Annotated in this window: 7 protein-coding genes; 1 reads left to right on the top strand and 6 read right to left on the bottom strand. The window is 49.5% G+C overall.

Features of this window, described 5'->3' with window-relative positions; translation table 11 throughout:
- Positions 1–153: 153 nt before the first annotated feature.
- A complete protein-coding gene (gene scpA, locus QZ327_RS06900; protein WP_294618239.1) occupies positions 154–2,301 on the bottom strand; it encodes a methylmalonyl-CoA mutase in 2,148 nt (715 codons plus the stop codon).
- Positions 2,302–2,398: 97 nt separating this feature from the next.
- A complete protein-coding gene (gene mutA / locus QZ327_RS06895; RefSeq protein WP_294618237.1) occupies positions 2,399–4,297 on the bottom strand; it encodes a methylmalonyl-CoA mutase small subunit in 1,899 nt (632 codons plus the stop codon).
- Positions 4,298–4,564: 267 nt separating this feature from the next.
- Here mutA and QZ327_RS06890 point away from each other — a divergent pair, with 267 nt between their 5' ends.
- A complete protein-coding gene (locus tag QZ327_RS06890; protein ID WP_294618235.1) occupies positions 4,565–6,226 on the top strand; it encodes a putative transporter in 1,662 nt (553 codons plus the stop codon).
- A gap of 168 nt (positions 6,227–6,394) precedes the next feature.
- Here the strand turns inward: QZ327_RS06890 and QZ327_RS06885 are convergent, their stop codons facing one another.
- From QZ327_RS06885 to QZ327_RS06870, 4 genes are all read right to left on the bottom strand, one after another.
- Positions 6,395–7,024, bottom strand: a complete 630-nt coding sequence (locus tag QZ327_RS06885) for an AAA family ATPase (RefSeq protein WP_294618233.1) — start codon at positions 7,022–7,024, stop codon at positions 6,395–6,397.
- A gap of 184 nt (positions 7,025–7,208) precedes the next feature.
- A complete protein-coding gene (gene hepC / locus QZ327_RS06880) occupies positions 7,209–9,212 on the bottom strand; it encodes a heparin-sulfate lyase HepC (RefSeq protein WP_294618232.1) in 2,004 nt (667 codons plus the stop codon).
- Positions 9,213–9,382: 170 nt separating this feature from the next.
- Positions 9,383–11,128, bottom strand: a complete 1,746-nt coding sequence (locus tag QZ327_RS06875) for a RagB/SusD family nutrient uptake outer membrane protein (protein WP_294618230.1) — start codon at positions 11,126–11,128, stop codon at positions 9,383–9,385.
- Positions 11,129–11,151: 23 nt separating this feature from the next.
- The gene (locus tag QZ327_RS06870) at positions 11,152–14,349 is read right to left on the bottom strand and encodes a TonB-dependent receptor (protein ID WP_294618229.1); all 3,198 of its coding nucleotides are present in this window, start codon (positions 14,347–14,349) and stop codon (positions 11,152–11,154) included.
- Between the last annotated feature and the right edge of the window lie 181 nt (positions 14,350–14,530).

Genomic DNA, 14,530 nt, shown 5'->3' with positions numbered 1-14,530 from the left:
ATCTAATACTATGAAAAACACATTGCAAAGATACGGACATTTGAGTAACTTGCAAATTATCCAAGAAAAAAAGCATGTTTCATAACATAGATTAAGAAAAAAGGACGGATATGCAAACGCATCCCGTCCTTTTTTAACATTTATCTCAACAGATTATTCCTCGTCCAACAAGATATCAAGAATCTGACAAGCCGCCTTTGCCACCGGAGTACCGGGACCGAAGATAGCCGCCACGCCTGCTTTGTAAAGGAAGTCATAGTCCTGTGCCGGGATTACACCGCCTGCGATAACCACGATATCCTCACGTCCCAACTTCTTGAGCTCTTCAATAATCTGCGGCACCAGCGTCTTGTGTCCGGCAGCCAATGAAGAGACACCTACTACATGGACGTCATTTTCCACAGCCTCGCGAGCCGCTTCGGCAGGTGTCTGGAACAACGGTCCCATGTCCACATCGAAACCACAGTCGGCATAACCGGTTGCTACCACTTTGGCACCGCGGTCGTGACCGTCCTGCCCCATTTTGGCTACCATGATACGGGGCTGACGTCCCTCCTTCTTCGCGAACTTCTCCGCCAATTCACAAGCACGGTGGAAGTCGCTGTCATTCTTACTTTCTGATGAATACACGCCTGAAATAGTTCTAATTACTGCTTTATAACGTCCTACTACCTTTTCGCAAGCATACGAAATCTCACCCAACGTGGCACGCACGCGCGCTGCTTCCACAGCCAGTTCCAGCAAGTTGCCCTCTTTCGTTTCCACACATTTGGTAATGGCTTCGAGCGCCTTCTGAACGGCAGCTTCATCGCGACCTTCCTTCAAAGTCTTCAGGTTCTGAATCTGTTCCTGACGGACAGCCGTATTGTCAATCTCAAGGATATCGATAGGAGCTTCTTTCTCCAGGCGGTACTTGTTCACACCCACAATGGTTTGCGAACCGCTGTCGATGCGTGCCTGCGTACGTGCGGCAGCCTCTTCGATGCGCATCTTGGGGATGCCGGTCTCGATAGCTTTCGCCATGCCGCCCAGTTTTTCCACTTCCTGAATCAGTTCCCAAGCCTTGTGCGCAAGTTCGTTGGTCAGAGACTCCACGTAGTAGGAACCGCCCCACGGGTCTACATTCTTGCAGATGTAGGTTTCTTCCTGAATATAAATCTGCGTATTGCGCGCGATACGTGCGGAGAAGTCGGTAGGCAGTGCGATAGCCTCGTCCAACGCATTGGTATGCAGCGACTGCGTATGTCCCAAAGCGGCAGCCATCGCTTCGATGCAAGTACGGCCTACGTTGTTGAACGGGTCCTGTTCCGTCAGCGACCAGCCGGATGTCTGTGAGTGCGTGCGCAATGCCAGCGATTTGGGGTTCTTCGGATTGAATTGCTTCACAATCTTCGCCCACAACATACGCGCGGCACGCATCTTGGCTATTTCCATGAAGTGATTGGTACCGATGGCCCAGAAGAACGACAGGCGCGGTGCGAACGCATCGATGTCAATGCCTGCGGCAACACCGGCGCGAAGGTATTCCAAACCGTCCGCCAGCGTATAAGCCAACTCGATATCCGCCGTAGCACCGGCTTCCTGCATGTGATAGCCGGAAATGGAAATGGAGTTGAACTTAGGCATCTTCTGAGAAGTATATTCAAAGATGTCGGAGATAATCTTCATGGAGAATGCGGGCGGATAGATATAGGTGTTGCGCACCATGAACTCCTTCAGGATATCATTCTGGATAGTACCTGCCATTTCTTCCAACTTGGCGCCCTGCTCCAGACCGGCATTTATGTAGAATGCCATAACCGGAAGCACCGCGCCGTTCATGGTCATGGAGACGGACATCTTGTTCAAAGGAATGCCGTCGAAGAGCACCTTCATGTTTTCCAACGAACAGATAGAAACACCCGCCTTGCCGACATCGCCTACCACACGCTCGTGGTCGGGATCGTAACCGCGGTGGGTGGCAAGGTCGAATGCCACGGACAGACCTTTCTGACCAGAAGCCAGGTTACGGCGATAGAAAGCATTGGACTCTTCTGCCGTGGAGAACCCGGCATACTGGCGGATGGTCCACGGACGCAGGGTGTACATTACCGAATACGGACCACGCAGATAGGGCGGAATACCTGCCGCATAGCCGAGGTGCTCCATACCTTCGAGGTCTTCTTTGGTGTAAACAGGCTTCACTTCGATGTGTTCCGGAGTTTTCCAGTCGGCTTTGATGCCGTTAGCCTTTTGCCACTCAGCGCCATTGGCAGGCTGGAAAGCGGCGTATATATCTAAGTTTTTAAAATCTTTTCTCATACTATTTATGGTTTTAAACACAGAGGTACGGAGACACGGGGTATAAATTACCAATCTATCAGGGAGATCAGGAGGTGTGTCTTCGCGTCCCTGTGTTCTATTTTAGTAACTTCTCATTAAACTCTCTCAGCGTTTCCAGCACATTGACGCGGACATGGATAAAGTTCTCGATGCCTGCCGCCTTCAACTCGTCCATGCAGGCAGGAGCACCGGCTACGATGAACATGGCACGGCCGTCCAGGGCTTTGAAGGCAGGAACGGCATATTCCGCATATTCATCATCGCTCGAGCAGAGCACCACGACATCGGCATTAGCCGCCATTGCAGCCTCTACACCCTCCTCTACGGTGGGGAAACCGAGGTTGTCGACCACTTCATATCCGGCACAAGCCAGGAAGTTGCAAGAGTATTGGGCACGCGCCTGACGCATTGCCAGGTTGCCGATAGTCAGCATAAACGCTTTCGGACGCTTGCCGGATGCTTCCGTTTCGAGACGCAACGCTTCAAATTCGCTGGCGGCACGGTCGAAGTTCAGTGAAGGAACATCCTTTTCGCAAGTATGCTGTCCGCCACAGCAGCAAGCGGCTTCCAAAGGTTTCTTGTCGCCTGCCTTCTCGTTGAAGTTGGGGAACTGGTTAGTGCCCAGCAGCACTTCCTTGCGCTTGGCAACCGCCGCATGACGAACCGCGTTGCTTTCGTTCACGGCAGCCTGCACCTTGCCACTCTTCACCGAAGCGTAGAAACCGCCCTCCTCTTCTACTGCAAGGAACAGTTCCCAGGCTTGCTTGGCTATTGCCACAGTCAGGTTTTCGATATAATAGGAACCCGCAGCCGGGTCGATTACCTTGTCGAAGTGTGACTCTTCCTTCAGGAGCAACTGCTGATTGCGCGCCAGACGTTCGGAAAATTCATCGGGCACGGCATACGTCTTGTCGAACGGCACCACCGTCATAGAGTCGACACCTGCCAGCGCGGCACTCATCGCTTCGGTCTGCGTACGCAGCAAGTTGACGTGCGCATCAAACAGCGTGAGGTTGAAAGTAGAGGTTTCCGCATGTATCCTCATCTTGGCGGCACAGCGGCATTCGTTGTTTTCGCCCTTGTTCGGACAGTCGCGCAGGCATTCCGGATTGTAAGAAGCCACGATATTCGCCCACAGCATGCGCGCTGCACGGAATTTTGCGATTTCGAGGAAGTAATTGGAGCTGATGCCGAAATTGAACTTGATGTTCTTTGCCACCACGGCGGCAGGCACTCCGGCTTCGGTCAGCCGGTGCATATATTCGTTACCCCAAGCCAGCGCATAGCCCAGTTCCTGATAGATATAGGCACCCGCGTTGTTCAGCGTCAGCGCATTCACGTTCAGCACACGATATTTCGGGAGAGCGGCAGTGGCTTCCATCAAGGCTTTTGCCGTAGCATCCATGTCGCCTTTCTCCTTGCCCTTGGCAAGCATCTTATTGAAATAGTCGTAGTTGATGGAGCCTTGCAGCTTCGTAAGGTCGTATCCTTTCTTTTGGAAGTAAGCCACAAGCAATTCCGCCAACTCCACTACGTGTCCCTGACAGGTGGAGAAGTTCAGTTCCACGCATTCCGCACAGATATCTTTCAGCAGAGCCGCGATATACTCCGCGCTCAGTTCTTTGGCCTTCACGTGGAAAGAGAGCGAGTCGACGCCCTTGTTCAAGATGTCCAAAGCCTTGGCATTCGCCTCTTCGGGACATTCCACCTTTATTTCCTGGCGGACGAACCACTCATTGTTGTTTTTCTTTGTACCTCTCAGATACGGGAACTCGCCGGGAAGGGCATCTGCGGTTTTCAAGCCCTCAAGATCTTCCACGCGATAGAAAGGTTTTACTTTGAACCCTTCGTTTGTCTTCCAAACGAGTTTCTTCTCAAAGTCCGCACCTTTCAGGTCTGCGGCCACTTTCTCCATCCACTGTTCCGTAGAAACCGGAGAGAAGTCCGAGAAGAGTTTTTCTTTACTGTCTGCCATAGTTTATTTAAAATTAAAATGATGAATAGTATTCAATTGTGTTGTCAAGAGACATGCAAATATAAGGAAATAGTTCAAAGAAAAAGGTTTTTTAGTGAAAATTGCGCCTACGGGCGATGCTATGCCCATTCTTATTCGCCACAGAGCATATCAGGCGGTTTGTTTTTGCAAAGCAGGTATTACAAAAAGAAAGGCAAACCCTTTGCCAACTCCCCTTTATTGAGTAATTTTGCGCGAAATTTTAAAAACAACATATAATAAGGTAGTATGAACTGGATAGAAAGTCTTCTTTGGGACCCGTCCTCCGTGGCGCATATCGTCTGCTTGTATGCGTTCGTCATAGCCGTGGGGGTATTGCTGGGCAAGATTAAAATTTTCGGAGTATCGCTGGGAGTGACATTTGTGCTCTTCACCGGTATTCTGATGGGACATTTCGGATTTACAGGCGAAACGCACATCCTGCATTTCATCCGTGAGTTCGGTTTGATTTTATTTGTATTCTGCATCGGTCTGCAAGTAGGACCGTCGTTCTTCTCCTCTTTCAAGAAAGGAGGAATGACGCTCAACATGCTTGCAGTAGGCATTGTGGCGCTGAACATCGTTGTCGCATTGAGCATTTACTTTATCGACGGCAACATAGACCTGCCGATGATTGTAGGTATCCTGTACGGTGCCGTGACCAACACTCCCGGTCTGGGTGCCGCCAACGAAGCGCTGAACCAGCTGAACTATACAGGAGACCCCATTGCACTGGGATATGCCTGCGCCTATCCGCTTGGCGTGGTGGGCATCATCGGTTCCATTATTGCCATACGCTATATCTGCCGCGTCAACCTGAAAAAGGAAGAAGAGGAACTCAATACGCAGGAAGCCGACATGAAGCACATGCCGCACATGCTGAACCTGGAAGTGCGCAACGAGTCTATCGACGGCAAGAAGCTGATTCAGGTAAAAGAGTTCCTGGGACGTCCTTTCGTATGCTCCCGCATCTGCCACGAAGGCCATGTCAGCATCCCTAACCAGGATACGGAGTTCCACATCGGCGACCAATTGTTCATCGTATGTTCCGAGGAAGATGCCGAAGCGGTCATCGCCCTCATCGGTAAGGAAATCCAGGTGGATTGGGAAAAGCAAGATATGCCTATGGTATCGCGCCGCATCCTGGTGACCAAATCGGAAATCAACGGAAAGAAACTGGGAAGCATGCACTTCCGCAGCATGTATGGCGTGAACATTACACGCATCAACCGTTCGGGCATGGACCTGTTTGCCGATCCGAACCTGGTGTTGCAGGTGGGCGACCGCGTAATGGTGGTAGGCCAGCAGGATGCCGTAGAGCGTGTGGCAGGCGTACTGGGCAACCAACTGAAGCGCTTGGACTCGCCGAACATCGTTACAATCTTTATCGGTATATTCCTCGGTATTCTGTTGGGTAGCCTTCCTATCGCATTCCCGGGCATGCCGACCCCGGTGAAATTAGGTCTGGCAGGCGGTCCGTTGGTGGTAGCAATCCTTATCGGACGCTTCGGGCATAAGTTGCACCTTGTGACGTACACCACGATGAGTGCCAACCTGATGTTGCGCGAAATAGGTATCGTGCTCTTCCTTGCCAGCGTAGGCATAGAGGCGGGAGAGCATTTCGTGCAGACCGTAGTGGAAGGAAGCGGCTTGGCGTATGTGGGTTACGGTTTCCTGATTACGACCATTCCGTTGCTGATTATCGGTATGGTTGCCCGTTTCTACTGCAAAGTCAATTATTTCACACTGATGGGTCTGATTGCCGGTAGTAACACCGACCCGCCCGCATTGGCATATTCCAACCAAGCTTCGGGCAATGACGCACCGTCCGTAGGTTACTCCACGGTTTACCCGCTGACAATGTTCCTGCGTATCCTGGCAGGACAGATGATATTACTGACAATGATGTAAGAAGCTGCCCGTAGCGGTATTTGAGCGCTATTAATAAATTCGGGAAGAATTTTACTATAATTCAAAATATAGTAAAATTCTTCCCGAATTTATTATAGCCAAACGGAATTGAATTGCGGAAAAGGAATTATCAGAGGGGGAACAACTCCTTCTAACTCCCGATACCCCCTAAAGTTTCAGTTTCTTTCGTACGAACTCTTCGATGTAATCCACCGTTCCGTCAATGCCTAATACGGACGAATCAATGCATAGATGATAGGTGGAAGCCGCTCCCCAGGCATTATTACTATAGTAGTTGTAATATTCCGCACGCCGCTTGTCCGCCTTGTTCATCTTCTCCTCGGCGGCGTTTTCCGTAATGGAATGTAAACGGCACAGGCGGGCTATGCGGTCTTCGCGCGATGCGGAGATAAAGACATTGACGCAACGCGGATTGTCACGCAAGATGTAATCGGCACAACGCCCCACAAACAGGCAGGACTTCTCGGAAGCCAACCTGCGTATCACATCGCTCTGCACCTTGAACAGCGCATCGTTGCTCAGGCAATTGGCGGCAGGCATGGCTCCGTCGCTGATAAACGGGAAACGCATGCCGAACAAGCCCCCTATAATGCCCTGCGAAGCCTTCTCGTCGGCTTTCTCGAAAAACTCCCGGCACAACCCGCTCTCTTCGGAGGCAAGGTTTATCAGTTCCTTATCATAAAAGCCAATGCCCAGGCGTGCAGCCAGTTTCTCTCCGATTTCCCGTCCGCCGCTGCCCAACTGGCGACCTATATTTACTACAAATTTATTGTCCATAGCCATGCTTTGTAAATGATTGGTAGCAAATATAGGTATTCTCTTGCGAAAAATGCGCGGATGCCGCAGTTTCTTTCTGCCATAAAGAAAAAAATCCGCGTCATCCACGCAATCCGTGTAACTGAAAAATAATCCACAAAGGCAAAGAGCCTGTTTAAATTCTCTTCAAAGAGAAAGCACCACGCTATTTCAATTGAGATGCCAACCGGCGCGCCTTGCCGTTGATGCTGACTTCCACTTCTACACCCTGCTCGTCAAATCCTTTGTTACGGAACTTGGCTTTCAGTGCCGGATAGGCAGCTGTGTCCTTCACCGGATAGATAACCGTAATGTAACGCACAGCTGTTTCCGAGCCTTCTTTGCTCACATCGAAAGACAAGGAAGTGCGGGGCACACGCTGGCGGTAAGCGACAGAGCGCCAGCCTTCCGTCTCTTTCAGCACAGCCTTCTTCTCCGGAAAGCATTGCAACTTCACGTTGCTCGGACCCTCGTATGCCGTAGTCACCATGTTCTTCTTAGCATCGATATTCACCTTGCCCTCGCAGAAGTGGTAGTTCAGGTTGACCGTCCCCTTAGCATCGCCTACAGCCTCGTCCACAATGACATAATAGGTCCGGTCTACGAAAAACACCGTGCGGCGGTGCTTCAGCCCTTTGTAACCCGGGTTTTCCGTCACCAATACCTGCACGTCACCTTCCGGTTGCCACAGCTTCGTTACAGACTGCGTAGTCTCCAAGTTGCCGCCGTCCAGCGTCAGCGTGTTGTGCACACGCGTCTGGCGGAACCAGTTGCGCAACTTCATCACTTCGGCATCTCCCGCATAGACATACGCACCGGTATCCGGAAACAGGTTCTTGCCATTGAACCAAAGTTCGAAAGTGCCGTTATCCGGCTGGCAATGCCATTCGCCCTTAGGACCGGCTTTTACCACCATTACGGCAGCATCCTTCTTCCAGCCGCTTCTGAAAGTGAAGAAACCGGAAGCCAACGCGCCATGAGACTGGTAGGGCAGCAACGCGCCCTCGCGACCTTCCGTGGCATAATAGCGTATCCATTCACTGTCGGGAAACAGCGCAAGCCAATCACGGTAGTTGGCAACCTCCGCCTGATAATCGCCCAACTTGGCATCGCTGAAACAGGGATTGGTATAGTCGGGGAAGCAGATATTGGCATAGAACTCGATCATGCGCTTGATAGTATCCAGGTATTCGGCAGGGAACTCGTTGCGGAAGCCGTTGCAATCCGCCATACGCAGTGCCTTGCAGAATATATTGATTGCCGCCAGGTGGTAGTGAGGATCCAGCTCGTATTGTCCGCCGTCCTTGTACACCTGTTTCTTGATTTCACGGTTCAGGATGCCAATCCCGCTTTCGCGCCAAGTAGCGGCATCCTTCAGTTCGGGAAAGAAAACGCCTGCGTAGACCATGCGCTGCGCTTCGAACAGCAGGTGGTTGCCCTCGTCCGAATAATTGCCCAAGATGAACTTGCCGTGACGGTGGTAGTTGACAAAGAACTCGGTAAGGAACTGCGGAGTAAACGCTTCCGATGTGCAGAACAGGAGGAATTGCCCGGTTTGGTCCTGCAAGCGGTTGCTCACTTCCAACGGGCGCCAGGCAAACCGGACATTGTCCGCGTTGTCTCTTATCTCACCGGCACTGACCAGTTCGAACTCCTCTTTCCGGACTTGAGTCAGCGGGTTTTTCCTCACCCAGTCAAGATACTGGCAAGCCCACTCCTTCGCATACTTCTCGTCACCGGAAAGGCTATATGCCTTGCCCATAGGCGTGAACCATTTATGACGGTGCAACTGCCAGCGCAACTCATTGTCTTTCACGGGCCAGTACTCCCAATTGATGTCCTTGCCGTAGTTATACGACGGCTGATAGCCCTTATGCACAAAGAAAGTGTGGTCCAAAGCGTCATCCGCCCATTTCTGCTCCTCCTGTGATATCGAAAGGTTCTTCAGGTCGATGTCCGGATGTGTGATATGGGTACGGTTACGGTAATAGTCCAGCAACTCTTGTGCCGCCGTCTCCCATTCCTGCCCGGCGCAAGCGGTTTTTACTTTCTCCAAGCCCGGATAGTCCAGGTTCAGCAGTTCGAAGGCTTCGCGGCGGAGTTGCTGCGCATTTGCGGTAAAGGCAAACAGCAGAAGCGCTATGCTCAAAATAGATTTCATCTTTCCCATACTAATTACATAATTTAATTTAAGCAGATAAGTAAGTATTTAAAATCAGTTTATATGACAGGCAGTATACTGAAAAATGCTTCATGAAAAAAGCGGCAGTTACCCCCTCTATTCCTCATGAAGCATCTTTCAAAGTCGACGGACAATGTCCATCAACACAACATCATTCTTTAATAACCCGGATTGTTCTTGCCCTCCAAAGAAGCGTTCGACTGAAGTTCACTCAAAGGAATGGGGAACAGCTCATGCTTACCGGTCTTGAACTTATCGCCGGCAATGTATTTGCCTTTCAGACAAGTTACCCAGTCGGGGTTGGTTTGAATATGGTCCTGAGCACTCTTCAAAGACTCAGCCAATACCCCCCAACGAATGAGGTCATACTTACGCTGTCCTTCGCAAGCCAATTCGAAGCCGCGTTCCCAGAAAAGTGCCGTACGGAACTTGCCCGCCTCGTCGCCGTCGGCAATGAAAGGCAAATCATATACTTTGGGAGCTTTGTAGAACGCTGCATAGTTGGTACCGTCTATTTGGGTAGCTTTCGCACGTCCGCGAACCATATTCAGCAAACGCCAAGCCTCGCCGGTGTCTCCTGTTTCGTTATAAGCCTCGGCAGCCATCAGCACCACATCAGCATAACGCAACGGGCAGTAGTTTACACCGGTATTGTTCGGATCTACAAAGCCCAGCGGCATCCATTCGCGGCGCCATTTTCCGGGACACCATTTAAAGACATCGGCTATCGTCTTGTCATTCTCACCGTCACCGTCCGTGTCTATTTTCTTTTCAGCTACTTTTTTCACATGTTCCAACTTATTCTTGTTCCACGTATATTCGTAGTCCACTACCAGCACGTCGCGGCGTTCGTCACCTTCCTCAAAGAAATCTTTCCAAGCCGGCAAAATGCGGAAGAAAGCATTGGCACGTCCCATATACTTACCGTTGTCGGCAGGTTTGATGCCGTCCGGCGCAGCTACCAGCGGACCATTGTAAGTAGCCCATGTCCCGGCATTTTCTTTCAAGCCACCTTTCGGTTCAAAAGCAATTTCCCATAAGCTTTCCTGTGAGTTCAGCACACCTTCCGAATAGGTTTTGAACAATGCTTCATAACCACCGGTAAAGAAGTCATGATAACCTTTCTGTTGGAAAGCTTTCCATTCCGTGATTACAGCGTCAAAATAACTCTTACGGGTTGCATCGTCCGGACGTTGCAGTGTGCCGTCGGCATGCAGGCTGTAACCGGCACGTTGCAATAATACACGCATCAGCAACGCATGAGCGGCACCCTGCGAAGGAACTTCGGGAGACAAGGCAGCGCTTGCCTGCTGCAGGTTGTCTTTGGCAAAGTTCAAATCCTTGATAATCTCGTCATAGATAAGTTCACGATCGGTACGGGGCTGGAAAGCATCACCATAACCGCTGGAATAAGTTGTCTTGAAAGGCACGTCACCCCAGTACTTCACCAAATCGAATGCCATAAACGCACGCAGGAAACGCGCTTGTGCTATCAGTTCCTGCAGCACCGTGTTCTCTTCCGAATAGCCAGCCATGCCCTCGATGCCGGCTATCGCAAAGTTAGCACGGTCTATTGCCTGATACTTGTACTCCCAGCACGAAGCAATCCACTGGTTCGTGTTTGTCACCGTATAGTGTGCGATATCTCTACGGGTGCCGTCCGTTCCTGTACCTTGGATGTAGTACACATCGTCCGAACAAGGCATCGCCATTTCAAACTGTCCGTAATGCTTGTCTATTGCCAGACAATCGTAGATACCCACTACCGCCATTTTGGCTTTGGCTTCCGAGTCAAAAAAAGTATCTTTCTCATACATCGAGGTCGGTTCTTCCGTCAAATCGCAAGCTGTAAAACCTACTGCCGCAAATGCGCAAAGCGCGCAAATCAATTTATATCTTTTCATTGTATGTTTTCCTTTCTGATAGATTAAAATGCAACATTAATGCCGAATACGAATGAACGGCTCTTAGGATAAGCACCAAAGTCCACACCGGGAGTCAATCCGTTACCCATAGTAGATACTTCGGGATCGAAACCGCTATACTTGGTCCAAGTCAGCAGGTTGTTACCGGTAGCATACAAACGCAACTTGCTCAATCCGATTTTGCTAATCATCTGTTTGGGGAAGTTATAGCCCAACGTCACATTGCTCAGTTTCAAGAACGAACCGTCTTCCACCGCCCAAGAGTGGACATACTTGTCACCGTCTTCGTTATCGTATATCGCAGCGAATGTTTTTCCTCTGTTCAGTTCCGCCATTTCTTCGGGGCTGCTTATAGGCTTGCCTTCGCTGTTCACCAATACCCAACGGTGTTTGCTATCCGCAACTGTCAATACATTCTCATTCTTTCTGCCGGACTTCGTATTTGTCAGCTTGGTAGCATTGAATACATCATTACCAAGACTGTAGGTAAGGAAGATGCTCAAGTCGAAATCCTTATAAGTAAAGGTATTGTTAATACCACCATAAATCTTCGGATAGGCATTTCCTATCACCGTTCTGTCCGACTCCGTAATCTTGCAATCTTCGCTGCCGTCCAAGTTCTTGAATTTCCACATACCGGGCTTCACATTCTCCTTGTCGCCTTTATAGGGAACTCCGTCTTTCAGCGTATAAGTATTGGTGGCTGCATCGTAATTAAAGTCTTCCACCTGATACAAACCGTCTGTCACATAACCGTACATCTGTCCCAGCGGCTGGTCCACTCCGATGATGTGCGTATTCTGGTCATAACCAAACTTGGCTTCCCACTCCTGCACCTGTTCACCGGTCAGTTTCTTCACCTTGTTCTTATTGTGCGAAAGTGTCACTGCCGTATTCCACGAGAAGTTTTTATTCTGAATGTTCACGGTATTAATGGTGAGGTCGATACCCATGTTCTCTGTTTCGCCCGCATTAATCATCATGGATTTGTAACCGGAAGAAGAAGGCAGTTTGGCATTCAGCAATAAGTTGCTACTGCGGTTGATGTAAAATTCAGGAGATACCGTAATACGCTGGTCGAGGAAACCGAAGTCTACACCCACATTGAACGTTTTGTTCGCTTCCCACTTCAAGTCAGGATTGGGAATCTGCGTGGAAGCATATCCGGCTACGCTACCGTTGCCTTGCGCATAGTCTACCGAACCGAGGATTGCCAAACTGTTATAGCTTCCGATACGGTTGTTACCGGACATACCGTAACCTACACGCAACTTCAAATCGGAAAAGAGGTTCAAGTTCTTAATGAACTCTTCTTCGCTCAAACGCCACAAAGCAGAGAAAGCGGGGAAATAGCCCCATTTGTTGTTCTTACCGAACTTTGAAGAGCCGTCGGCACGTACCGAAGCCGTAAACAGGTAACGGTCTCTGAAACCATAGTTGACACGTGCAAAGAATGAACAGAGCTTGTCATCATAGTTTTCACTACTTTCGATAGAGGCAGGCACACCCAACGACATATCGCCCAAACCGATTTCATCGTTAGGGAACTGGGCGGCAGCAGATTTCACGCTGCGGCTCCAACGGTTTACATATTCATGACCCGCCATTGCAGTCACATCGTGCTTGTCGTTAGACCAGTTATAAGTCAATACGTTAGAAGTCTGGAAGCTACCGTTATCCGCATTTTGGATGCTACCGTTGATACTGCTTCGCTTACCGGTCACGGATTTGTCGCCATAGAATACATCGGTGCGGCGCATCTGATAGCGCATACCGGTAGTATTGCGGAAAGACAATCCTTTAAACAGTTTGTAAGTAAAACCGCCGTTTGCCTGGAAAGTGCGGAACTCACGGTTATTAGTCTCTTCCGAAGCAGAGAGCAAAGGGTTCTGCATCACATTACCGCTGTCATCGGCAAAAATCGGGTCTTCATCGTCCAGCAGAGCTTCGTCATCACCTTTGATACCTACCGTAGGACGATAGCGCAAAATGTGCTGCATCTTATTGAAGCGGTCGCCGCCTTCGGAAGTACCCATACCCTCTATCTTCATCTGGTCGAAGCTGATGCGGGCGGTGATATCCAAACGGTCGTTTACCTTATGGTTCATATTGAACGAGATATTATGCTTGTTAGAACCGCTGAACACCATGGCGCCTTCTTCATCATAGTAAGAATATGCCAGACTGTAATTCATCTTGTCGGTGCTTCCGCTCACACCTACCCGATAGTTCTGCGTCAATGCCGTACGACCCAATGTGCGGTCCTGCCAGTCAATGCCTTTACGACCCATGTAATTGGAAGCGATGTCAGCATAACTGCCATAGTTTTTTTCAAAAGTCTCAATACCTTTTGCCACATCATCGGTATTGGCAGCCAATCCGACATTGCGCTCATAGTCCAACAAAGCGAACTCGTAAGGAGAAAGGACATCCAGTTTCTTGGCGATTTTCTTGAAACCGACATAAGAATCGAAAGTCACAGTAGTCTTGCCACCCTTGTTTCCGCTCTTTGTGGTAATCACCACAACGCCGTTAGCACCACGCGCACCATAGATAGCAGTAGCAGAAGCATCTTTCAGCACGTCAATGCTTTCAATCTCGGCTGGGTCCAATGTAGACATGCCATCCTCGCTCGGGAAACCGTCAATCACATACAACGGTTCGTTGCTTTGCGTAATGGAGATACCGCCGCGTACACGAATGGAGATAGAAGCACCCGGCGCACCTTCGCTCTGCTGGATTTGCACACCTGCCATACGGCCTGCAAGTGCTTGCGTCACATCGCTTGTAGGCACTTTGGAAAGTTCTTTGCTATTAACGGAAGTTACCGAACCGGTCAAGTCTTTACGTTTCACCGTACCGTAACCAACCACTACCACTTCGTCCAACACTTTGGAGTCTACCTGTAGCGTGATGTTGATTACATTCTTACCGTTTACTTTTACTTCCTGGGAAGTCATTCCCACATACGAGAAGACCAATACATCTTTCGACGCATCATTTACTTTCAAGGAGTAGTTACCGTTGATATCCGTAACAGTTCCCACACCGGCGGCACCTTTAATAGTTACGCTACCACCAATTACTTCATATCCGTCGCTATCGATGACTTTACCTGTAACAGTCACACTTTGTGCATATACAGACATGCTCACAAAGGCGAGGATAAACATTAAAAACAGTTCTTTTAATTTGTACATAATAAATAAATCTAAGGTTTTACTTTAGAAATAATTTTTCAGCGGCAAACTTACCGCAAATGCTAAAAAAAGTGTAAAAGCATTGTTTTTAATCATCACACTTTTACACTTTTCGAATGCTATTTTTGTATAATAGAGGATATTTTTGTGCAAGAAAACGCACTACAGATATGTACAAGCA

The organism is uncultured Bacteroides sp. (assembly GCF_910578895.1).
Taxonomy (GTDB): domain Bacteria; phylum Bacteroidota; class Bacteroidia; order Bacteroidales; family Bacteroidaceae; genus Bacteroides.
This window is presented reverse-complemented; position numbering and strand designations above follow the sequence as displayed.

Bases quoted from the DNA above. Each gene is read 5' to 3' on its own strand.
- QZ327_RS06885 (WP_294618233.1), bottom strand. From the start codon at position 7,024: ATGGACAATAAATTTGTAGTAAATATAGGTCGCCAGTTGGGCAGCGGC.
- QZ327_RS06870 (WP_294618229.1), bottom strand. From the start codon at position 14,349: ATGTACAAATTAAAAGAACTGTTTTTAATGTTTATCCTCGCCTTTGTG.
- scpA (WP_294618239.1), bottom strand. From the start codon at position 2,301: ATGAGAAAAGATTTTAAAAACTTAGATATATACGCCGCTTTCCAGCCT.
- hepC (WP_294618232.1), bottom strand. From the start codon at position 9,212: ATGGGAAAGATGAAATCTATTTTGAGCATAGCGCTTCTGCTGTTTGCC.
- QZ327_RS06875 (WP_294618230.1), bottom strand. From the start codon at position 11,128: ATGAAAAGATATAAATTGATTTGCGCGCTTTGCGCATTTGCGGCAGTA.
- QZ327_RS06890 (WP_294618235.1), top strand. From the start codon at position 4,565: ATGAACTGGATAGAAAGTCTTCTTTGGGACCCGTCCTCCGTGGCGCAT.
- mutA (WP_294618237.1), bottom strand. From the start codon at position 4,297: ATGGCAGACAGTAAAGAAAAACTCTTCTCGGACTTCTCTCCGGTTTCT.